This window comes from Pseudomonadota bacterium, assembly GCA_010028905.1.
Classification (GTDB): Bacteria; Vulcanimicrobiota; Xenobia; order RGZZ01; family RGZZ01; genus RGZZ01.
This window is the reverse complement of sequence record RGZZ01000009.1, coordinates 13,555-35,436: the sequence shown is the minus strand read 5'-3', so window position 1 is coordinate 35,436 and position 21,882 is coordinate 13,555. Positions and strand designations below refer to the sequence as shown.

General features: G+C 66.0%; 16 protein-coding genes. 11 read left to right on the top strand and 5 right to left on the bottom strand.

The features are described 5' to 3' along the window. On the bottom strand, nt 1-641 hold a 641-nt coding region (locus EB084_01565), incomplete at its 3' end, for a 1-acyl-sn-glycerol-3-phosphate acyltransferase (protein ID NDD26944.1). On the opposite strand from EB084_01565, the gene EB084_01560 reads away from it, so the two are divergent. From EB084_01560 to EB084_01545, 4 genes are read left to right on the top strand one after another with little or no spacing between them, the layout of a single operon-like run. Further along, nucleotides 634-2,760 carry a S9 family peptidase gene (locus tag EB084_01560; GenBank protein NDD26943.1) on the top strand — a complete coding sequence of 709 codons (2,127 nt, stop codon included), beginning with the start codon at nt 634-636 and terminating at the stop codon, nt 2,758-2,760. The genes EB084_01565 and EB084_01560 overlap by 8 nt on opposite strands. Then, nucleotides 2,753-4,153, top strand: coding sequence for an aminotransferase class III-fold pyridoxal phosphate-dependent enzyme (locus EB084_01555; protein NDD26942.1), 1,401 nt, complete (start codon nt 2,753-2,755; stop codon nt 4,151-4,153). Before EB084_01560 ends, EB084_01555 begins: the two co-directional genes overlap by 8 nt. Then, nucleotides 4,150-4,854, top strand: coding sequence for a CoA transferase subunit A (locus EB084_01550; protein ID NDD26941.1), 705 nt, complete (start codon nt 4,150-4,152; stop codon nt 4,852-4,854). Before EB084_01555 ends, EB084_01550 begins: the two co-directional genes overlap by 4 nt. Before the next feature lie 4 nt (nt 4,855-4,858). Then, the gene (locus tag EB084_01545; GenBank protein NDD26940.1) at nt 4,859-5,527 is read left to right on the top strand and encodes a CoA transferase subunit B; all 669 of its coding nucleotides are present in this window, start codon (nt 4,859-4,861) and stop codon (nt 5,525-5,527) included. Between the two features lie 78 nt (nt 5,528-5,605). Here EB084_01545 and EB084_01540 read toward each other — a convergent pair whose 3' ends face one another. The 3 genes from EB084_01540 to EB084_01530 form a co-directional block, all read right to left on the bottom strand. Further along, nucleotides 5,606-6,301 carry a hypothetical protein gene (locus EB084_01540; GenBank protein ID NDD26939.1) on the bottom strand — a complete coding sequence of 232 codons (696 nt, stop codon included), beginning with the start codon at nt 6,299-6,301 and terminating at the stop codon, nt 5,606-5,608. Between the two features lie 108 nt (nt 6,302-6,409). Continuing rightward, on the bottom strand, nt 6,410-7,897 hold the full coding sequence (locus EB084_01535) for a sensor histidine kinase (protein NDD26938.1): 1,488 nt from the start codon (nt 7,895-7,897) through the stop codon (nt 6,410-6,412). 131 nt (nt 7,898-8,028) lie between these two features. Beyond that, nucleotides 8,029-8,856, bottom strand: coding sequence for a DNA-binding response regulator (locus EB084_01530; GenBank protein NDD26937.1), 828 nt, complete (start codon nt 8,854-8,856; stop codon nt 8,029-8,031). Here EB084_01530 and EB084_01525 point away from each other — a divergent pair. The 5 genes from EB084_01525 (at nt 8,855) to EB084_01505 (ending at nt 16,103) form a co-directional block, all read left to right on the top strand. Next, complete coding sequence (locus EB084_01525; protein ID NDD26936.1) at nt 8,855-10,426, top strand: aldehyde dehydrogenase family protein; 1,572 nt, start codon at nt 8,855-8,857, stop codon at nt 10,424-10,426. The two genes, EB084_01530 and EB084_01525, sit on opposite strands and share 2 nt — an antisense overlap. Next, nucleotides 10,423-11,817: an acetyl ornithine aminotransferase family protein gene (locus EB084_01520; protein ID NDD26935.1), complete on the top strand. Its 1,395-nt coding sequence runs from the start codon at nt 10,423-10,425 to the stop codon at nt 11,815-11,817. The genes EB084_01525 and EB084_01520 overlap by 4 nt, the downstream gene beginning before the upstream one ends. A gap of 123 nt (nt 11,818-11,940) precedes the next feature. Continuing rightward, a complete protein-coding gene (locus tag EB084_01515; protein NDD26934.1) occupies nt 11,941-13,239 on the top strand; it encodes a response regulator in 1,299 nt (432 codons plus the stop codon). A gap of 145 nt (nt 13,240-13,384) precedes the next feature. Continuing rightward, nucleotides 13,385-14,419, top strand: a complete 1,035-nt coding sequence (locus EB084_01510; GenBank protein ID NDD26933.1) for a response regulator — start codon at nt 13,385-13,387, stop codon at nt 14,417-14,419. Next, entirely contained in the window at nt 14,256-16,103 is a 1,848-nt protein-coding gene (locus tag EB084_01505; protein ID NDD26932.1) for a VWA domain-containing protein, read from the top strand. Before EB084_01510 ends, EB084_01505 begins: the two co-directional genes overlap by 164 nt. 27 nt (nt 16,104-16,130) lie before the next feature. Here EB084_01505 and ubiE read toward each other — a convergent pair whose 3' ends face one another. After that, nucleotides 16,131-16,871 (bottom strand): bifunctional demethylmenaquinone methyltransferase/2-methoxy-6-polyprenyl-1,4-benzoquinol methylase UbiE, encoded by a 741-nt coding sequence (ubiE, locus tag EB084_01500; protein NDD26931.1) that lies wholly within the window; start codon nt 16,869-16,871, stop codon nt 16,131-16,133. Here ubiE and EB084_01495 point away from each other — a divergent pair. Further along, entirely contained in the window at nt 16,838-19,309 is a 2,472-nt protein-coding gene (locus EB084_01495; protein NDD26930.1) for a transglutaminase domain-containing protein, read from the top strand. The two genes, ubiE and EB084_01495, sit on opposite strands and share 34 nt — an antisense overlap. Before the next feature lie 123 nt (nt 19,310-19,432). Further along, entirely contained in the window at nt 19,433-21,847 is a 2,415-nt protein-coding gene (locus tag EB084_01490; protein NDD26929.1) for a hypothetical protein, read from the top strand. Nucleotides 21,848-21,882: the final 35 nt, after the last annotated feature.

Sequence of the window (21,882 nt, the reverse complement as noted above, 5' to 3'; positions counted from 1 at the left end):
AGGATGCCCAGGTACTGCTGCGTGGCGATGGGCACCACGGGAACCTGCGCGAGCACGGCGAGATGAAAGCCACCGCGCTTGAAGGGAAGCATCTGGCGGTTGCGGTTGCGGGTGCCCTCCGGAAAGATCCACACCGACAGCTCTTCCTTGCGGATGCGCTCGGCCGCGGCCTCGAGGGTCTGCACCGAAGAGCGGTGGTTCGCGCGGTCGAGCATGATGTTGCCCATGTTCTTGAACATCCATCCGAACAGGGGGATCTTGATGAGCTCGCGCTTGCCCGTGACCACCGAACGGGTGGGGAAGACCCAGCCGTGGATGAAGACGTCTTCGTTGCCCTGGTGGTTGGTGACGAAGACGCAGGGCCGGCTGCTCCACATGGTCTCGCGCCCCACGAGCTCGACGTGGATGCCGAGAATCTTGAGGCCCAGCCACGAGTTGAGGCGCGAGAAGCGACGGCTGTTCGTGGGATCGCCAGGTTTCACGAGCGAGAACACGATGCCCGCGGCGCTGCTGAACAAGAACCACATCACCGCGAGAACGGCGCGGGTCCAGAAGGCGAAGGGGTAGAGAAGGCCCTTCCGCGGGAGCGGATCGGGGGCCAGCTGTGGCTCGGCGGGGGTGGAGGCGGTATCGGTGCTCATGGGCGCTCGCCCGGTTCTATGTCGCCGTCTCGATTCCTTCGACGGGTGCCATGAAGCCGTCTCGATTCCTTCGACGGTTGCGTCTGTTCGTGGGTGGGGTACCGTCGCCAACCCGCCAGCGCGAGGAGTTCTCGAGCGTGCGAGGAACTCCAGCGGGGCCTGTCGGGCGCTCGTCTGCGCGGCTGAGAGGTCGTTGATCTCGCAAAGGAAACCGTGGGCCATGTTCCTCTACGTTCGTCGTCTTGCGCTTGCCGGTGTCGCACTGCTGTCGCTCTCCGCCGCGGCCCCTGCCGCGCCATCTCCCGCAAGCCCGTCTTCCACCTCTTCGCCTGCCGTGGCGCGCTATCTCGAGGTGCGCGCGGCGTCGGCCCCCGCCATCTCGCCGGATGGCACCCGGGTGGCCTATCTGTCGAACATGAGCGGAACCTTCCAGATCTGGCTCATCGACACGAAAGGGGGACCACCGCGTCAGCTCACGTCGTTCGATGACAAGGTGGGCTTCGTGAGCTGGTCACCGGACGGGCGCACCCTGGCCTTCGGCAAGGACGAGAAGGGAAATGAGCGCACCCAGATCCACCTGCTCGACGTGGCGAGCGGCAAGGTGACCGCCGTCACCCAGAACCCCAAGGCCATCCACACCTTTGGCGGGTGGTCACCCGACGGGAAGCGTCTGGCCTGGGCGTCGAACGCCCGCAACGTCGCGTTCTTCGACGCCTACGTCTACGACGTGGCCGCGGGCCAGAGCCGTTGCGTGCGCCAGACCGACGAGACCTGCGTCGTGGCTGGCTGGGCCGGCAGCGACGCGGTCGTCGTGCGCCGCGAGAACACCAACCTCGATGCCGATCTGCTCCTGCAGCCCGTCAACGGGGGCGACGCGCGGCTGCTCACGCCGCACAAGGGCGAGGCCGAGTACGCGTCGGTGAACGTCCCCCAAGGCCAGCAGACCCTGTACTGCGTGACCAATCAAGACCGCGAGCACGCGGGGCTGGCCGCCATCGATCTGCAGACAGGGGCGTTCCGCTGGCTCACATCGCAAGAGCGGTGGAGCGTGAGCGATCTGGTGATGAGCCGAGACGGAGCGAGAGCGGCCGTCGTGCGCAACGAGAACGGCGCATCGGTGCTGCGGCTGTGCGAGGCAAACGACCTGGCGCACGGTCGCGCGGTCTCCCTGCCGCTCGGTGTGCTCACGGGGCTCTCGTTCAGCGAATCGGGCGCAGGTGCGGCATTCGGACTGACCGCCCCTCGGCAGCCGGCCTCGGTCTGGCGCCTCGATACCGCCACCGGCAAGAGCGTGGCCCTCGTCACGCCCGCGCTGAACGGCATCGCCCCTGACACGCTGGTCGAGCCTTCGCGCGTCACGTTCCCCACGTTTGACGGGCGGTCCATTCCCGCGCTCTTCTATCGTCCGCGCGGGGATGGGCGCCATCCTGTGATCATCAGCGTGCACGGCGGTCCCGAAGCCCAGGAGCGCCCGGTCTGGAACGGTCTGTACCAGTACTTCACGTCTCGTGGCTACGCCGTTCTGGCGCCGAACATCCGCGGCAGCCTCGGCTACGGGAAGACCTACACCCATCTCGATGACGCGCGCCTGCGGGGCGATGCCATCGAAGACGTGGCGCGAGCAGTGGCCTGGTTGCGCGCGCAGCCAGACGTCAACGGCGAGAAGATCGCCGTCATGGGGGGGTCGTACGGCGGCTACATGACCCTGGCCCAGGTGGCCTTTCATCCAGAGCTGTACGCGGCCGCTGTCGACATCGTGGGCATCTCGAACTTCGAGACCTTTCTGGCCAACACGGGGCCTTGGCGGCGCAAGCTGCGCATCGCCGAGTACGGCGATCCCGACAAGGATCGGGAAGCGCTCCGGCGCTTCTCGCCCATCCACAAGGTGGCCGACATCCGCGCTCCTCTCATGGTGATTCAAGGCGCCAACGATCCGCGGGTGCCGAAGTCGGAGGCCGACCAGATGGTGGCCTCATTGCGAGGTCTCAACCGCACCGTGGTCTACCTCGTGTTCGATGATGAAGGGCACGGCCTGGCGAAGCTGCCCAACCGCATCAAGGCCTACACCGAGGTCTCTCGCTTCTTCGACACGTGGCTGAAGGGGAGCACCCATGACTGAGATCGCCGACAAGACCCACGAATACGTCTACCAGACCTGGACCCGCCAGGCGGGCGCCCGCCCCGTCGAGATCGTGGCCGCTGAGGGATCGCACTACGTCGACGCCCGTGGCAAGCGCTGGCTCGATTTCGCCTGCCAGGCCTACAACCTCAGCGTGGGATTCCAGCATCCCCGCATCATCGCTGCAATCCAGCGGCAGGCCGCCGAGCTGTGCGCGGCCGGCCCGAAGGCCGCGTACCCCGCCAAGGCGGCGCTGGGTGAGATGCTGGCCCGCATCACGCCGGGCGATCTGTGCAAGACCTTCTTCTGCGGGGGCGGGGCGGAAGCCAACGAGAACGCCATCAAGATGGCGCGCATGGTGACGGGGCGAGACAAGATCATCACCCGCTATCGCAGCTATCACGGCGCAACAGCCGGCGCGGGCTCTTGGACGGGCGACCCGCGCCGCATCCCGTTCGAGCCGGGTACACCTGGCGTGGTGCGGGTGCAAGACCCCTACTGCTATCGCTGCCCCTTCGGACAGCGTGTGGAGACCTGCGGTCGCGAGTGCGTGACCCACATCGAGGATGTCATTCTCTTCGAAGGCCCGGAGACCATCGCGGCGCTGCTCATCGAAGGCTACTCCGGCGCAAACGGCGGCCACGTACCGCCGCCGGACTACTGGCCACGTCTGCGCGAGATCTGCGATCGCTACGGCATCCTGCTCATCAGTGACGAGGTGTTCACCGGGCTGGGGAGAACCGGGCGCTGGTTCGCGGTCGACCACTGGGGCGTCGTGCCCGACATGATCACCATGGCCAAGGGTCTCGGCGCGGGGCACGCCCCGCTGGGCGCCGTGATCACGAATCGCCGCGTCGCCGAGCACTTCGAGCAAGAGACGCTGTGGTGCGGCCTCACGGGGTACGCGCCACCGGTCTGCGTGGCGGCAGGCCTCGAATCGCTCCGCGTGTACGAAGAGGAAGACCTCGTGACCCGCGCCGCCACGTTGGGAGACCATCTGCGCGCGCGGCTGCTGCGCTTCGCCGAGCGCTTTGCCTTCGTGGGCGACGTGCGGGGCCAGGGGCTGCTGCAGGTGGTCGAGCTCACCGAGCCTGCCGGGGGCGCCACGGCTCAGGGCAGCCGCGTGACCCAGCCGTGGTCGCGACAGGCCGCCGGACGTCCGCCGCTGGTGCCGTGGAACGCCACCGCAGCCGAGATGAAGCGTCTCGCTCCGATGATCGAGGTGTTCGAGGCGCGCGGTCTGTACGTGAACGTGCGGTGGAACACCGTCATCATCGTGCCACCGCTGAACATCGCGCCGAGCGATCTCGAGCATGGCCTCGACATCATCGAGGAGGGGCTGCTGGCGCTCGAGGCGGCCCTTTCAACCCATCGCAAGGAGGCAGGCGAATGAGCGAGCACGGCAAGGTCGTCTCTGATGCCCACCAGGCGCTGGCCGACGTGTTCGACGGCGCGTCGATCATGAGCGGCGGCTTCGGTCTCTGCGGCATCGCCGAGAACTGCATCGATGAGCTCGAGCGCCGTGGGGTCAAGGATCTCACCATCATCAGCAACAACTGCGGAAACATGGGCATGGGTCTGGCGGTTCTGCTCAAATCGCGCCAGGTGCGCAAGGTCATCTGCTCGTACGTCGGGGGCAATCCGGACCTCGAGGAGCAGATCTTGAGCAACACGGTTCAGGTCGAGCTGAATCCGCAGGGCACCTTTGCCGAGCGCATCCGCGCGGGCGGATGCGGGATCCCCGGCTTCTACACCCCCACGGGGGTAGGAACGGTGGTGGCCGAGGGGAAGGAGGTGCGCGCCTTCAACGGGGTCGACTGCCTTCTCGAGACGGCCCTCGTGGCCGATTTCGCCATCGTGCGCGCCTGGAAGGGCGACACCGAGGGGAATCTCGTCTACAAGGAGAGCGCGCGCAACTTCTCACCGCTGATGGCGGCGGCGGGGCGCATCACCATCGCCGAGGTCGATGAGCTCGTGCCTGCCGGCGAGATCGATCCTGACCAGGTGCACACGCCGGGCATCTTCGTGCAGCGCATCTTCGAGGGTCGCGACCACCGCAACACCATCGAGAAGCTCACGCTTCAGGAGGAGTGAACCCATGCCTTTGAGCCGCACACAGATTGCCTGGCGCGTGGCCCAGGAGTTTCGCGACGGCGACTACGTCAATCTCGGCATCGGCATGCCCACGCTGGTGGCGAACTACATCCCCGAGGGACGCAAGGTCACGCTGCACAGCGAGAACGGGGTTCTCGGGGTGGGCCCCTATCCCACTCGCGCCCAGGTCTCTCCCACGCTCATCAACGCCGGCAAGGAGACCATCACGGTGCGTCCTGGCGCCGCGTTCTTCGACTCGTCATGGTCGTTCGGCATGATTCGCGGTGGACACGTCGACTGGGCGGTGCTCGGCGCCATGGAGGTCTCTGAAGGGGGCGACCTGGCGAACTGGATGGTGCCGGGCCAGAAGGTGACGGGGATGGGCGGGGCCATGGATCTCGCAGTGGGGGCTCGGCGCGTGGTGGCCATGATGGCCCACGCCGACAAGAAGGGGAACCCCAAGATCGTGCCCGTCTGCTCGCTGCCCCTGACGGCCCTGGGTGTGGTCGACGTCATCGTCACCGAGCTCGCCGTCATCGATGTCACCGACGAGGGGCTGAGGCTGCGCGAGATCGCCCCCGACGTGACGGTGGACGAGGTGCTCGCGCGCACGGGGGCGCCCCTCGCGCACAGCGCGCACGTGCCGGTGGTTCGCCCTCCCGCAGGCATCTGACGCGCAGAACAGGAAGACGACGGTCGGCGCCCCGAGGGAGAGGAGCGCCGCCGCCGCCATCGGGGAAGAAGAGGGGGGTTACGTGCCGGACGCAGGCGCGGGTGAGGCGCTTCCCGGCTTCTTCTCGTGGCGACCAGACGCATCGCGGAGACGATGGCGCTTGCCCATCTCCTCGAACTTCGCCTTCTGGTCCGGCGTCAGCAGGGCCATCACCTTGGTGTTGAACTGCTCGCGTTCGGCTTTCATCTGCGCGCGGTTTCGGTCGCGCATCGTGGCGAGCCTGGTCTTCTGCTCATCGGTGAGGTCGAGGCTGCGCATCCAGGCCTCGCGGTCGCCGTGCTTCCAGGCACGGTTGTGCTTGTTGGCGCCTGCTGTGCCGGCAGAAGCACACGGTCCTGAAGGCTTTCCCTCTTCGGCTTTGCAGGCCGAAGAGCCCTGGCTGTCGGCGGCGCCCTGCTGGCCCGTGCACGAACCGTCCTGCTTCCTGGCGCAGCGATCGGAGAGTCGTGCGCGGCGCTCGGCCATCATCTGGTCGAGCCGCGTGCGCTGCGCATCGGTGAGCACGGCGCGCATCTCCTCGCGATTGGCCTTCCACTGGCTCTTGAGCTGGGCCTCGCGTGCGTCGACGAGGGGTTTGAGCTGGCTCTGCTGATCAGGCGTGAGGTTGAGCCGATCGGTGAGGATGCTGAACATGCGACCCGGTTTGTTGGTGTGGCGCTCGGCGTGGGCGAAGGGCATGGTCATCGCCAGCAGCATCAGCGCCGTCATCAGCATTCGAGGGATTCTCATCGGGGGTTTCTCCTTCTCTCTCATGGAATTTGGGGGATGACTGCATCATAGCGGGTCTTCCTGAGGAACAAGAGAGAGGATCCTGAAGCGCGCCTAAAGTTTCCGGGGGAGGTGCAGGCAGGCGCGGGTGCCCTTCCCCGGAGCGCTGTGAAGGGTAACCCTTCCACCGTGTTGCTGGGCGATGGCCGCCACGATGGGCAGGCCGAGTCCGGCACCGCCGGTCTGTCGGCTGCGGGATGCGTCGGCGCGGTAGAAGCGGTCGAAGACGCGGGGCAGGTCTTCGGCAGAGATGCCGGGCCCTTCGTCGATCACCTCGATCACGGCTTCAGCGTTCGCGCTCTCCGCGCGGACCGTGACGGTTCCCGTGGGCGGTGAGTAGGCCAGGGCGTTGTCTACGAGATTGCGAATGGCGCGAGAGAGCATGTCGGCGTCGCCCTCCACGGTCATCGGGGGGAGCGCGTCGAGGCGCAGGCGCCCATTCGATATCGCGTCTTGTGCGCTTGCCGTGGCGCTCTCGATCAGCGCCCTCACGTCGATTGACGTGCGGGCGTGGAGCGGTGCCTCAGCCTCGCTGCTCTTCGAAAGCGTGAGCAGATCGGAGACGAGGCGAGCCATCTTGTCGATCTCTGCCTCGATGGTTCGCAACGCCTTCTCTCGCTGCTCAGGGGACGTGTCTGCGCGCCCCGTGCGGAGCATCTCGGCCATGCCGCTGATGGCTGTCAGCGGTGTCTTCAGCTCATGCGAAGCGTCGGCCACGAAGCGCCGCTGGGCTTCGAGGGACTTCTGCAGGCGCGCGATCATGTCGTCGAGCGCGTCGGCCACCTCGCGCGTCTCTCGGGTTCCCACTGTGAGATGGGTGCGCGCACTGAGATCTCCGTGGGCCGCCGCGCGTGCGGTCTCCTCGATGCGCTCCAGGGGCGCCGAGAGCCGGCGAGAGAGAACCTCGGCCGCTCCCAGGCCGAGGCTCAAGGCGAGCAGTCCGCCTGCCAGCAGCGTCCAGGCGAGGGTGCTCATCACCCGGCGCTGCTCGCGCGATGGCATGGCCACCTGCAGCACGCCGACCGCGCGCTCGGCGTGGTAGAGGGGGATCAGCATCACGAGCCAGTCACGATCGCCCGCACTCTCCGTGTACAGCGTGAGCGGCAGGCGGTGCCCTCTAGAGGTGGGGGGAGGGCACGACAAGCAGGTGGAGAGCTTGTCGCGCAGCGCTTCAGTCGGGGGCGGTGCGCTCTTCACAGTGGCGGTCGACGAAGCCATGACCTGCCCGTCGCGGGTGAGGATGCGCGCAAGCACGTAGCGCGATCCGATGGCCTCGACCAGGCGTGGGGCGATGGTGTCGAGCGACGGGCCGACGTCGAGCAGTCGGGGAGGGTCAGAAGGGGCGTTCGTTTCCGGGTCTTCTGACTCTCGCTCGACCTGGGCCAGCCCGGCCAGGGCCGTGGCGCGCAGACGGGCCTGGTTGCGCTGCTGGGTGTGGCGGTCGACGGTGATGTACACGATGGCCCCGAGAAGGGCGATCGTGACGGTCAAGATGACCAGGAACCAGCTGCTGAGAACCCGTCGCAGCGACGGTCGACGCATCGATGAGAGAGGAGGACTGTCGGCTGCCCGCTGCCTGTTCACGCGTTCAGTATATCAGGTCGTCTGCGCCCGAGCCTGAAGATCTCCTAAAGAAACGCGGCGCCGGCCATCGGGTGGGGAAGGGGCTGGCGTCAGCGTCCGAGCGCGTATCCCACGCCGCGCACCGTTCGGATGAGGCGGCGCTCGGTGTCGGCCAGCTTGGCGCGCAATGCGCTCACGTGAACCTCGACCACGTTGGTATCGCCGTGGAAGTCGCCGCCCCACAGCCGACCGAGGATCTGGTCGCGCGTGAAGACCTGCCCGGGGCGTCGAGCGAGCAGCTCGAGGAGGTCGTATTCCCGCGGCGTCAGCTCGATCTCCCGCGTGCCACGGGTCACGCGTCGCCGGAGGGTGTCGACCTCGAGGTCTTCGTGTGCGAGCACGGTCGTCGGCGCCTTGCCCGACCTGCGCAGCAGGGCTCTCACCCGAGCGAGGAGCTCCTGGAACTTGAAGGGCTTGGGCAGGTAGTCGTCTGCCCCGGTCTCCAGACCGGCCACCCGGTCCTCGAGCTCTCCGCGCGCCGTCAGCATGACGATGCCTGCATCGGACATGCTCCGGATGCGACGACACACCTCGAGACCATCGAGATCAGGGAGCATCCAGTCGAGGATCACCACGTCGGGGCGGAAGTCATGGAACTTCTCGAGGGCCTCGCGTCCGCCGGCCGCCGACGCGGTCTCGAACCCCTCGTATCCCAGGCCCATCACGACAAAATCGACGATGGCCTCCTCGTCGTCGACCACGAGGACACGCCTGCCAGAACCGCTGCTGCTCACGACGCAGGGCTTCGCGGGGGCCGGCCTTGCGGCCTGCCGCCAAGGGGGCGCGCGACGCAAGACAGTGCAACAGTTCTCGGCAGAGGAACCCCCAGGGATTTGAAGAAGAGGCTCCGACCATCTTCCAGGGGTGAATCTGTCCATGACCGTTCAAGCCGCTTCGTTCAAGATCACCTACAGCACGCTCGGGGCCAACCAAGAGGCCTTCAACGCCGCGTTCGATGAGGCCCTCGCCGCCGTGCGCGCCACGCTGGGCGCCACCCACGGCCAGTTCCTCGGAGGTCGTGAGGTGATGTCTGCCACCACGTTCGATGATCGCTCGCCCATCGATCCGAACGTGCTCATCGGGCGCTTCGCCGTGGGCACGAGGGCCGATGTCGACCAGGCCATCGAACTCGCGCACGCCGCCTGGCCCGCGTGGCGCGATACCCCGTGGTCGGAGCGTCTGGCGGTGCTGCGCCGCGCTGCTGATCTGATCAGTCGTGACAAGTATGCGCTCTCCGCCGCCATGTCACTCGAGGTGGGCAAGAACCGCCTCGAGGCCATGGGTGACGTGGAAGAGGCAGCCGACCTCATCCGCTACTACTGCCAGCAGATGGACGACGCCAAGGGCTTCACCCTTCCGCTCGGGCGACTGTCTGACAACGAGAACACGTCGTCGGTGCTGCGTCCCCTCGGCGTGTGGGCCGTGGTGTGCCCCTTCAACTTTCCCCTCGCGCTTGCCGCGGGCATGAGCGCGGGCGCCCTCGTGGCGGGCAACACGGTGGTCTTCAAGCCCGCGTCAGAGGCGCCGCTGCTGGCCGTTCGCATGGCGCACCTGTTCCACGAGGCCGGACTGCCGTCGGGGGTGTTCAACCTGGTCACCGCGTCCGGGGCGATCTTCGGAGATGCCGTGACGCAGTCGCGCCGGGTCGAAGGCATGATCTTCACAGGCTCCAAAGAGGTGGGCATGTCGCTCTACCACGCGTTCAGCATGCGCTATCCGCGCCCGTGCATCCTCGAGCTGGGGGGAAAGAACCCGAGCATCGTGATGCCCAGCGCAGACCTCGACAAGGCGGCCGAGGGCACGATGCGCTCGTCGTTCGGCTTCGGGGGGCAGAAGTGCAGCGCGTGCTCACGTGCCTATGTGCATCGCTCGGTGTACGATCGCTTCCTCGCGCTGCTGGTCGAGAAGACCGAGGCCATCCGCATCGGCGATCCCACCCTTCCCGACGTGTACCTGGGCCCCATCATCAACCAGGCAGCGGTTGATCGCTACCTGCACTGGGTCGAGAGAGCGCGGGCCGATGGCGGTATCATCCGCGCGGGCGGGCGTCGTCTCGAAGAGCACGGTGCGGGGTACTACCTGGCGCCCACCATCGTCACCGACCTTCCGAAAGATCACCCGCTGTTCTACACCGAGCTCTTCGCCCCGGTGCTGGCGGTGGCGCCGGTCGACTCCCTCGAAGAGGCGATCACCCTCTCGAACGCGGCAGACTACGGTCTCACCGCGGGCATCTTCACCGCCGAGCAGGCCGAGCTCGATGTGTTCTTCAACACCATCGAATCGGGCGTTCTGTACGCCAACCGTCGCACCGGCGCAACCACGGGCGCCTGGCCCGGGGTGCAGTCGTTCTGCGGCTGGAAGGGGAGCGGGTCGAGCGGCAAGGGGGGCTGCGGACCGTATTACGTGATGCAGTTCATGCGTGAGCAATCAAGGACGGTGATGACATGAGCGAGACCCACACTCCCAGCAGCGCGACGGCGCATCCGGACGACGATCTGCTCGCCCTCGACGCGCCCTACATCCACACCGAGATCCCGGGGCCGCGCGCACGTCGCCTCGTTGAAGAAGATCACGAGTACGTCTCGCACTCCTACATCAAGGAGTATCCGCTTGCCGTGGCACGCGGGCGCGGTGCGGTCATCGAAGACGTCGACGGGAACCGCTTCCTCGACTTCATGGGGGGGGTAGGCGTGGCCATGGTGGGCCACAGCCCGCCTGGCGTCGTCGAGGCCATCAAGGCGCAGGCCGATCGCTTCCTGCACATCTGCGGAACCGACTTCTACTACTCGTCGATGGTGAACCTCGCCAAGACACTGGCCGAGCTCGCGCCTGGGCCGGGCAAGAAGAAGGTCTACTTCGGCAACTCCGGCACCGAGGTGGTCGAGGCGGCCATGAAGCTGGCACGCTTCCACACCCGTCGCCCGCACCTGCTGGCCTTCCACGGGGCCTTCCACGGTCGCACCTACGGCTCGCTCTCGCTCACCTCGTCAAAGGTGGGTCAGCGCCGCGGATTCGCTCCGTTCGTGCCGTCGGTGCACCACGTTCCCTACGCCTACTGCTACCGCTGCCCGTACGGCAAGACCTACCCCTCTTGCGACGTGTACTGCGCCGACGTCATCGAGAAGAGGCTGCTCACCTCGATGGTGCCGCCAGACGAGATCGCAGGCATCTTCGTGGAGCCGGTGCAGGGCGAGGGCGGCTACATCGTTCCTCCCCTCGAGTTCCATCAGAAGCTGCGCGACATGGCAGACCGGCACGGCATCATGCTGGTTGCCGACGAGGTGCAGAGCGGCATGGGGCGCACCGGAAAGATGTTCGCCATCGAGCACTACGACGTTGTGCCGGACGTCATCGTGACGGCCAAGGGGCTTTCGTCCGGCATGCCGCTCGGCGCGCTCATCGCGCGCGATGAGGTCATGACCTGGGGGCGAGGCAGCCACGGCAGCACGTACGGCGGCAACCCGGTCTCGTGCGAGGCGGCCCTGGCCACCGTGCACGCGCTGCGCGATGGCGCACTTGACCACGGCGCCGAGATGGGCAAGCGGCTCGAAGCCCACCTTCACAGGCTCAAGGAGAAGCATCGGCTCATCGGCGACATCCGCGGCAAGGGCCTCATGCAGGGCATCGAGCTGGTGGTCGATCGCGACACGAAGGAGCCTGCCGAGGCCGAGTGCGATCAGGTCATCCAGATGGCCTTCACCAAGGGCGTCCTGCTGCTTCCCTGTGGCGAGAGCGTCATCCGGTTCTCCCCTCCGCTCGTCATCACTGCCGAGCAGATCGATCGCGGCATCGATATCCTCGACGAGGTGTTCACCGCGGTGGAGAAGACCATGGGGTAGGCCCTGCTCGGGCTCGCGTTGCACCAGGGCGGAGGCGACGCATCGCTGTGCGGTGCGTCGCCTCACTGATTCCAGGAGGAAAGACGTGACGTACGGGCCAACATCTCCGTCGAGGAGTGAGCGGTGCGTGACGTCGATTCCCAGAACAGCGCCATGATTGGAACTGCAGACACAGAACCCGCTCGCCTGCCGAGGGTTCTCATCATCGATGACAATCCGACGAACGTCCTCCTCGCCAAGGCCTGCCTGAAGAGCGAGCAGCTCGAGTGCCTCGTTGCGCCAGACGGTGAGCGCGGCTACGAGATGGCGGTCGACAGCCCTCCCGACCTCATCCTCCTCGACATCATGCTTCCGGGGCTCGATGGTTTTCAGGTGTGTGAGAAGCTGAAGGCAACCGCCATGACCAAGCACATCCCCGTGCTCATGATCACGGCCCTGCAAGAGCTCGAAGACAAGATCCGGGGGCTTCGCGCCGGCGCCGAGGATTTCATCTCCAAACCGTTCAACCGGGCAGAGCTGCAGGCGAGGGTTCGGTCGCTGCTGCGCATGAAGTTCCTCCAGGAGGAGCAGCTGGAGACCGAGCGTCTGCGCGCGCGCTTCCAGATGTCACAGGAGGCGGAGCGGCTGAAGGACGCCTTCATCTCCATCGTCTCGCACGAGGTGAAGACCCCTCTCACGGTGATGAAGGGCTATGTCAGCCTGTTGCGCACCTTGCATCGCAACGACGGTCCGGACGAGATGATGACCCGAATCGTCGAAGGGCTCGACACGTCGATGTCCGAGCTCGAGTCGCTGCTGCGCCAGCTGCTCGACCTTTCACGCATGCGATCGGGCCTGGCTCTTCTGCGCAAGGCCCAGGTGTCCATCTCGGAGCTGCTCGTGCGTCTCGTCGATGGTCTGCAGGCCACCGCGCTCGAGCGGAACCTCACCTTGACGGTCGAGCACGAACCGAACCTGCTGCCCGTACGTGCCGACGAGGAGAAGCTGACCCATGCGTTCGCCCATCTCGTTCAGAACGCCATGAGCTTCACGCCGTCTGGCGGCCGCGTATCGATTCACGCGATAGAGGTCGGAGACGCTGTAGAGGTGCGCGTGTGTGACACCGGCATCGGAATATCGCCAGAGCACGTCTCGCGCATCTTCGACCCCTTCTACCAGGTTGCCCACTACATGACGCGCAAGGTCGAGGGCATGGGCATCGGTCTCTCCATCGTCAAGCACATCATCGAGGACCACGGCGGGCGAATCGACGTCGTGAGCGAACCGAACCAGGGCACCACGTTCACGGTGAATGTCCCCCGCAGCGCGGAAGATGTTCGTGAGATACTGCGAGACCTGAGGGAGCAGCTGCTGGCCATCCAGCGCTCGCAGGAAGATCCATCCGCCGCGGGCAGGCTGTCGTCTGAACCTGCCGCCGAGTGAGTGACGATCTCCACGGCGTCGCGTTGCGGCGACGCCGTCGCATGGTCGTTTGTGCGCTGTGGAAGGAACGCGCCGGTGAAGCCGTGAACCCCAAAAGGATCGGCGACTCCAAACGCTTGGTACACTGCAACGGGAGCGTCCTGACGTGCCGACAACCGAGCCCACTCGCCCCGACCTCACCGCTGCGTTCGACACGAGCGGTCGGCGTCGCCGCGTCCTTGTCGTCGACGACAACGAAGCGAATGTTCTGCTGCTGCAGAAGCACCTCGAGAACGATTACGAGGTCTCTGTCGCCTACGATGGAGAGACAGCGCTCGAGATGGTGGAGCGCGATCCCCCCGATCTCATCCTTCTCGACGTCATGCTTCCGGGGGTTGATGGATACCAGGTCTGTGAGACCCTGAAGAACGCCGAGAAGACGCGACTCATTCCCATCGTGATGCTCACGAACCTGAACGATCTGCAAGACAAGATCAAGGGGCTCGACAAAGGCGCAGACGACTTCCTCGTGAAGCCCTTCGACCGCCTCGAGCTGTTCTCGCGCGTGCGCAACCTGATTCGCCTGAAGTCTCTCATCGACGACAAGATCGAGAGCGAGCGCCGCCTCGAGATGGAGCGCGAGCGGCGCACCATCATGCGCGATGTCATCTATGCTGTGAGCGGTGGCAAGCTCGTGCTGGCAGAAGACAGCGAACTTGCTCTCCTGCGCGGTGGAGGCGAGCGCGTGCGCAGCCTTCCGATCTCCGACTCTTCAGACGTGGGGACGGCGCGAGCCGCCACCGAGGAGGCGCTGCTCTCCATGCACATGGACCGCGATCGCGTGTTCGACGTGGTGCTCTGTGTGTCGGAGGCGGCCACGAATGCCCTCAAGCACGCCAGTGGTGGGGTGCTCGACATCTACCGCTTCAGCGATCGGGCACAGATCTGGGTGAGTGACCAGGGAGGTGGCATCGACTTCTCGCTGCTGCCCCGCAGCACGCTCATGAAGGGCTGGTCGTCGAAGACGTCGCTGGGCTATGGGTACACGATCCTTCTCGAGCTGCTCGATCGCGTGCTGCTCTCAACGAGCCGGAAGGGAACCATCGTCGTCATGGAGATGGGGCTCGAACCTCTCCCGGACGCCAGCGGCTCGACGGTGGAACGTTTCCTGTCCGACTGGAACGAGCCGGGCACGGGCTGAATCACAGGCAGAGGAGTCGCTGCATTTGGTACACTGCCCCTCGTGCAGCCGGCCGAATCGGCCGGGGGCACAGTTCTGCGTCGGATGCGGTACACGGCTAGACCGGTCGGGGGTGGCCAGCGAGTCGTCCCGTCCGTCGGCGCCTGACGTTCCGCAGGCAGATTCGAGACGCACCACCATCTTGCGGTCTCCCGCGCGCGAGACCACGATCCTCCGAGGGGGGGGTGAGGAGCGCCCGACCGAGCAGCGACCGACCGAGCAGCGAAAGGGAGGCGAAGCATCCACGGCAGCTCCCAATCGCAGGCGTGAAGACACATTTGACTCGTTCACGCCCGATCGGCGCGCCGGGGGGAGCGAGCGGAGGCGCAGCGACGCGCTTCTCGACAGTGGTGCGCGTCGTCTGGGCGATGGGGGAGAGGCATCGCGGCGCTCGAGAGATTCGAACGACGGTGACGACGGCTCGAAGACACGAGAGATGATCGTTGGCGATGTTCCTCGCGTAGAGACGCGTCTGCGTGTCGGGGTGCCGTCGCGCCCCATCGGCATCCTCTGCAAGAGCTGCGATCGCGCCACGCGCAAGAAGTCGCCGTACTGCGATCACTGTGGGCGTCCGCTCACCAATGTCGATGGCGCCGTTCGCCTGACGTGTCGCTGGAGTGCCGGCGTCACGCCGGCAGGGGAGCGTGCGGTGTATGCCATCGTGACCGTGAAGCCATCCATCCGCTTCCTGTCGTCGGCCCCATCCCGCAACCTCGGGCTGCTGGTCGACATGTCGGCAACCGATGGCAAGGGAGACGCGCGCCAGCGGCTGTCGACGAAGCAGCAGATCCTCGAGCTCGCGGTTGAAGAGCTCGGCCCGAGCGACACTCTCAGCGTCTGCTTCTTCGGGCGCAGGCCCTATCTCTTCCTCACGGCCGAGCGCGTGGAAGACAAGAAAGCCACGCGACGGTTGCTGCAGAAGAAGATGGAGACCCTCGACCTGGGGGAGGGTCGCTATCTTGCCGAGGCCCTGGAGCAGGTGTGCCGAGAGGTTCGACGCAACTTCTCCCCCGACAAGGTGAACCGTGTCGTGGTCATCACCGACGGCCCCATCGCCGACCTCGACGAGACGCTGAAGGCCTGTGAGATCGAGGCCGAGGGAGGAATCGGCTTCTCGACCATGTCGGTGGGGAACGGGCCGTTCGTCGACGTGCTGGCGCAGCTCTCTGCGGTGGGACATGGCCAGTGCTATCCGGACGTCGATCTGCGTCACGTGCCCGAGATCCTGTCGCAGGAGCTCATGAACGTGCGTGCCACGTTCACGACACAGGTGGAGATGTTCGTTCACGTCGACCCATCGTGGGCGGTGTCGCGCGCGTTCAAGATCAGCCCGGTGATCGTCGATCTGGGGCGCAAGTTCGCCGACGAGCAGACGTTCTCGATCAAGATGATCGATCTGCAGCTCTACGAAGATCAGTCGCTGCTCTTCGAGTTCTCGCCCGTGGACACGAGCGCGCTCCGGCCGGTGCTCGGGCTGTGCGAGGTTGTATGCGACTTCCCGCGCGATGACATCATCAACATGAGCTTCGCGCTGCCCGTGCAGGTGCCGGACCCTCATCTTGCCCTGCACCAGCGCAACGACGAAGTGCTCGCCACGGTCGAGATGATCATGAACGTCTTCGGCCAGTACGGCCTCGGTGTGTGAGCGCGCCTGGAGGCGCGCGGGGGAAGCTCAGCCTTCGCCAACCCGACCGAAGAAGATCGTGGCAATGCCTCCCAGAAGGGGAAGGGCGCAGACATCGACGAGACCTGCGCCGCGCATCTCGTCGAGCACCCGCTGCGGCGGCAGGAACTCTGCGATGGAGCGCGCGAGATAGCGATAGGCGCTGAAGCGTCCCGACAAGAGGCCTCCCAGCAGAGGGAGCACCACGAAGAGGTAGGGGTAGTACAGGAGCCGCAGCAGGCCCTTGGGGCGCGTGAGCTCGAGCACGAGAACGGTGCCCCCGGCGCGCACCACCCGTGCCATCTCCTCGAAGCCCCGCGACGGGCTCGAGAGGTTTCGCAGACCGAACGCCATGGTGGCGGTGTCGAACGCATCGTCCTCAAAAGGAAGCGCGTGGGCGTCCCCGCGCACGAAGTCGAGTCGCGGCCATCGTGAGGGCGGGTACTTGGTGCGGGCGATGTCGAGCATCTCTGCGCAGAAGTCGAGGCCCACGGCGCTCCCTGTGGGACCGACCCGGGAGGCGAGCATCACGGCCAGATCGCCCGTGCCCGTGCACAGGTCGAGCGCGCTGCGCCCCTCGCTGGCGCCGGTCAAGGCGACCACACGGCGGCGCCAGCCCTGGTCGAGGCCAGCGCTCAGCACGCGGTTGAGCAGGTCGTAGCGTCGGCTGATGGCGCTGAACATCTCTCGAACACGAGTGCCTTTCTCGGTCGGGGATGCGGCCATTCGCGGGGTGGGCGGCATGGTCATGGCGAGAGCGTAGTTCGCCTGTCGGTCGTGGTCCCCTTCCTGGTTGGTGCATCACGTCGCTGCGTCAGCCGTCTGTGCGCAGGGCAGGAGTGAAGGCGCCTTTGTCAAAGGACACCGCCCCCCTCGCTTCCACTGCGCGGCCTGCCGCAGACGTCTGTCGCACCTGCGATGCGCGCGCGAAGGGGGACGCCCGTACTGCTCACGCCTGCAAAAGAGGAATTATCATGAGGCGCATCTCACAGCGGTTTCTTTCCACGGTCGCTCGGCACGGGGTGCTGGCGGCGATGTTCCTGCTCTCGCTCACGACGTCGGTGCTGGCGGCGCCCACCGCGCCCGTGCTCGCGGTCGAGCGTGACAACTGGTATGCCATACGCTTCCAGAACGCACTGATCGGATACTCGCGCTACTCCATCGAGGAATCGGTGGAGCTCGGCAGCGATCGGTTCTATGTCATCAACTCCGTCTCACGCGTCAAGCTGGGGCCGGAAGCGATCAACGAGGTGGTCTTTGCCTCGCGTCTCCTGCTCAATCGCGCCAGCCTGCTGCCTTCGCTCTTCGTGTGCTCGCAGCGGCAGGGTGCTCTCGACCTGCGCACCGAGTGCCTCTTCACGCCTCGCCTCGTGGCGCAGAAGAATGCCCAGGGCAATCAGGAGATCACGCACACCGTGAACGTGGAGACGCCCCCATTCCTCCTGTGCAACAACATCTGGGGGCGCATCGATTCCATGGTGGAGCACTACGCCGTGCTGCTCGCCGCCTGGCGCGCGCGGGGCGAAGGGTCTACCATCAGCGTCTACGATCCCGTGCTGCGCAGCAGTCAGCCCCTGTCGTTCAAGAGCGAGGGGCGAAGCACCGTATCGGTCCCGGGACGCAGCGACATGCCTGCACGCGTGGTGCTCGTCTCCGATTCGCGCGGACCGCTGGCACGGGCCTGGGTGTCTGATGGCGGTCGTCTGCTCCGCCTCGATGATATCCACGGGGGATTCGTCTTCACGCTCTCTGACGTACGGGTCGAGGCGCTGCTCAAGAAGTCCGTGGGCGTCGATCTCAACCGGGATCGCCTCGGCTTCTCCAACATCTGGTTTCCCGACAGCGCCGCCTTGCGGTCCTTCCGTGCGACCGTCGACCTCAAGGTCAGCGGTCAGCCCAGCCTCACCCGAAGTGCCGGCGGATACAGCCAGACGTTCGATGGCACGTTGACGGACGGCGCGGTGAAGGGCACCGTCACCGTGGAGACCCGGACGGTGACGGTCAAGGCATCCACGCCGTTCCCCCGCCGCGCCGCCTACGAGGGGGCGTTGGCTTCGTTCACGCGAGCCGAGCCCGGCGTCGAAGCCGCAGACGAAGAGGTCCACAGCAAGGGCGAGGAGGTGGCCTGGCGGTCGCGCACCTCGTGGGAGGCCGCAACACGTGTCAACACGTGGATTCACGACAAGGTGGCCGACGGGTTCTCGATGCCGAGCGGGCGCTATGTGCTGCAGACCATGTCTGGTAACAGTGAGAGCAAGGCATTGCTTGCGGTGACGCTGCTCCGATCGATCAACATCCCGGCCCGCCGTGTCAGCGGGGTTGCCTTCCAGAAGGGGTATTTCGCGCCCCATTCCTGGGTCGAGGTGTACGTGGGCGACGAGGGCTGGGTTCCCATCGATCCCTCCACGGGCGAGGCGGGCACGCTCGGCGCGACACATGTGGCTCTCGGTGAGGCATGCGAGGCGAGCCGCATCGAGGTCGCGGTCTCGTCGTACAGTCCCACGCCCCCGCGTCGCGTCCCCTTCTTCACGCGCGAGCTCACCTGGCCCGTGGGTCAGCGCAGGGTCTACACGGTCGTTCACGGCGGCAAGGAGATCGGCACCGAGATCGCACAGGTCAACGGGCTGACGAAGCTCGACGGCCACGATGTGTACGACGTCTCGTTCTCGATGGTGCGAACCCTCGACGGCAAGCGCTCAACGGCGAAGAGCCGCCTTCTCGTCACGCCGGATGTGCTGCCGCGACGATGCAGCGTCGACGGGAGCGATGATGGGGTTCGTTGGGAGCGGGCCTTTGACTTCACCGCCGACGCGGCAACCGAGCGCGTGCAGGTCGGGGCGGAGACCAAGGTCCAGACCACACCTCTCTCCGAGGGCGTGTACGTTCTCGACCCTCACTTCTATGCCATGTACGCGCTGGTCGTCGGACAGCTTCCCAATCCCGGGCGTGGAACCAAGGCGACGATGCACGTCTACGACCCGCAGACCCACGCCACCCGGGAGATTACCCTCCAGATACGGCAGGAGGAAAAAGTGGGCGTGGGCGGTGAAGAGAAGGACACGTGGCGTTGTGAGACGCCCGACGGTCTGAGCTTCTTCATGGAGAAATCATCCGGACAGGTGGTGCGCATCGAAGCCCCCCGTCAGGACATCGTGCTCCAGCTGGTCGAAAGTGCGACACGGCTCTGACCCGGTAGAGCGGCGCTCCCCGTAACGCCAGCCGCTGAAGGCGGCCGGCCCACGGTGAGCGCCGTTCGTTCATATCGGAGACCTGCGCGTCTCCAACATCAATCGAGGCGGTGAGCATTCTTGGTGGACAACAAGGTCGACGGCGCGCGCAGTCTCTCTGGACGCATGGTGGCGAGCCGTTACCTCATCGGTGAGCGCCTGGGTGACGGATCGATCTGGAACATGTACATCGCCCAGGACGTGACAACAGGGCAGCGCGTGGCGGTCAAGGTCTTGTCTGATGAGGTCGCCGCACAGCCGGAGGCCACCGTCCGCTTCCTCAAGCAGGCAGAAGACGGCTTCAAGCTGAGCCACCCGAACGTGGTTCGCAGCATTGCCACGGGCGGTGAGGACGGCCATTTCTTCCTGGTCACCGAGCTGGTGCAGGGGCGCAACCTTCGCCAGTGGTTCAACGACGAGCAACGTGATTTCAGCCGCCTGCGCGATGCGCTGAAGGTGATCTGCGAGGCCCTTGCCCACGCGCACGCCAACGGCATCCTCCATCGCTCCCTGCGCCCTGAGAACATCCTGGTCGATGAGAACGATTGCATCCGCATCGCTGACTTCGGCTTTGCCCGCCGTCTCGAAGGCGAGACCCGTGTCGCGCCCGGCGAGTCGAGCGGCGTCGCCTACATCACGCCCGAGCAGGCCAAGGGGCAGCGGGGAGACGCGCGCTCCGATCTGTACTCGCTGGGCGTGCTGCTCTACGAGCTGGCCACGGGCAAAGTGCCGTTCTGGGCACCGGATCCGGTGCGAATCGTCTTCATGCACATCAACGAGGTCCCGGTCAGGCCTCGCCACATCAATCCCAAGGTACCCATGTGGGTCGAGCACATCGCCCTCCGCCTGCTCCAGAAAGACCCTGCGCAGCGGTACGGGTCAGCCCGCGACCTGGCCGATGAGATCACACGTCTCGAGCGCCATGGCGAGGGTGAGTTCATCGAGCTCGACACGTCTGACTCCGCCATCGCCCGTCGGCCCGTGGCGTTTGCTCCTCTGGTGGGTCGCGAGTCCGAGGAGCGCGCGGTGCGCGCGCTGCTTGATCGTGTTGCCGCCGGCACCCGTGCATCGCTCCTTGTTCACGGCCCCGCCGGCACCGGGAAGACGAGGCTTCTCTCTGATCTCGCCTCATATGCCAATCTCATTGGCTTCTCAGCGCTCTGGGCGGTGGGCAACGCCCGCGATCACGGCCCGCTCGCACCGTTCCTGCCGCTCATGCGGCAGTATCTGCAGCGCCGTGAGCTGCGCGTGAAGGACGTGGTGACCGACGAGGGCTCCACACTCGAGTACCTGCTCGAAGGGCGTGTCGACCACGTGCTGGGTGCCGAGCCGTCCCGCGGGCTTGCGCGCTGCGAAGACATGGTGTTTCGCTTCATTGTGACGGCCGCTGCCGCACAGCCCCTCATGCTGGTGCTCGAGAACATCGATCAGTTCGACCTCGCATCGCTGCGATTGATCCGTCGTCTGGTCTCTGACGAGGGCCATCACGCCCTGCTCGTGGCGCTCACGTGGCGCGATGGCTCACTGACCGCGGGCAGCGCGGCGCACGCACTCGCAGACGACCTCGAGCGAGAGGCCTCCACGGTCACCGCTTCGTTGAAGCCTTTCGACGGCGCGCTGGTTCGTGAGCTCATGCTCTCGCTGGTCGGTGCCGATTCGGTCGATGATGCGGTGGTCAGCTGCATTGCCTCTGTGAGCGAGGGGCTCCCCCTGCATGTCGAGGAGATGCTGGCCGTGCTGCTGCGCGAGCGTGTGCTGGTGACCGATGAGGGAATCCTGCGCTTTGCCGCAGGCGCCTCCGATGACGTGGTTCGGGAACGCATCGAATCGCTCCGGGGCCTTCGAAGCGTGTTTGAGAGCCGCGTGGCCACATTGCCGGAGAAGGTGGCCATGCTGCTCACGGTTGCGGCCTGCATCGGACCTGTCTTTGATTTCGAGGTGCTGATGAAGGTCTCCGGCAAGCCTCAAGATGAGGTCATCAGCATTCTGCAGTGGGCCACGCGCCATCACCTCATCGAGGAGGAGTGGATCCCAGGCCGCGAGTGCTTCCGCTTCCGGCACGACGGTTTGCAGGCGGCCCTGCAGAATGGGCTCGAGTCACGCTCGCGCAACCGCCTGCATCTGCTCATCGGCGGCGCCACCGAAGAGGCTTTTGCGCCTCGCCTGCGTGAGGTGTACGAGGCGCTGGCCCATCACTTCCTCGAGTCGGAGCAGTACGAGAAGGCCTTCGACTACGTGCTTCTCGCGGCCGATCGCTATCACGCCATGGGGGAGAGCGAGCTGAGCGAGGCGCTCTATGCTCGCGCGCTCGAGATCGCCGAGCCTATCGAGAGCATTTCGCTCGAGCAGCGGTTGCATGCGTTCAAGCGCCTCGCGCATCTGCGTCGCGCGCGTGGCGATGAAGCGGGTGGCCGCGCGTGTGCCGAGCGCGCACTTGCGCTTGCGCGCCTGCGCAACGACGCGGCAGAGCTCGAGAGCTTGCAGAGCTTCCTGGGCTGAGATAGCGCCCACGTCGGGCGCGAGGGCATTCGAAG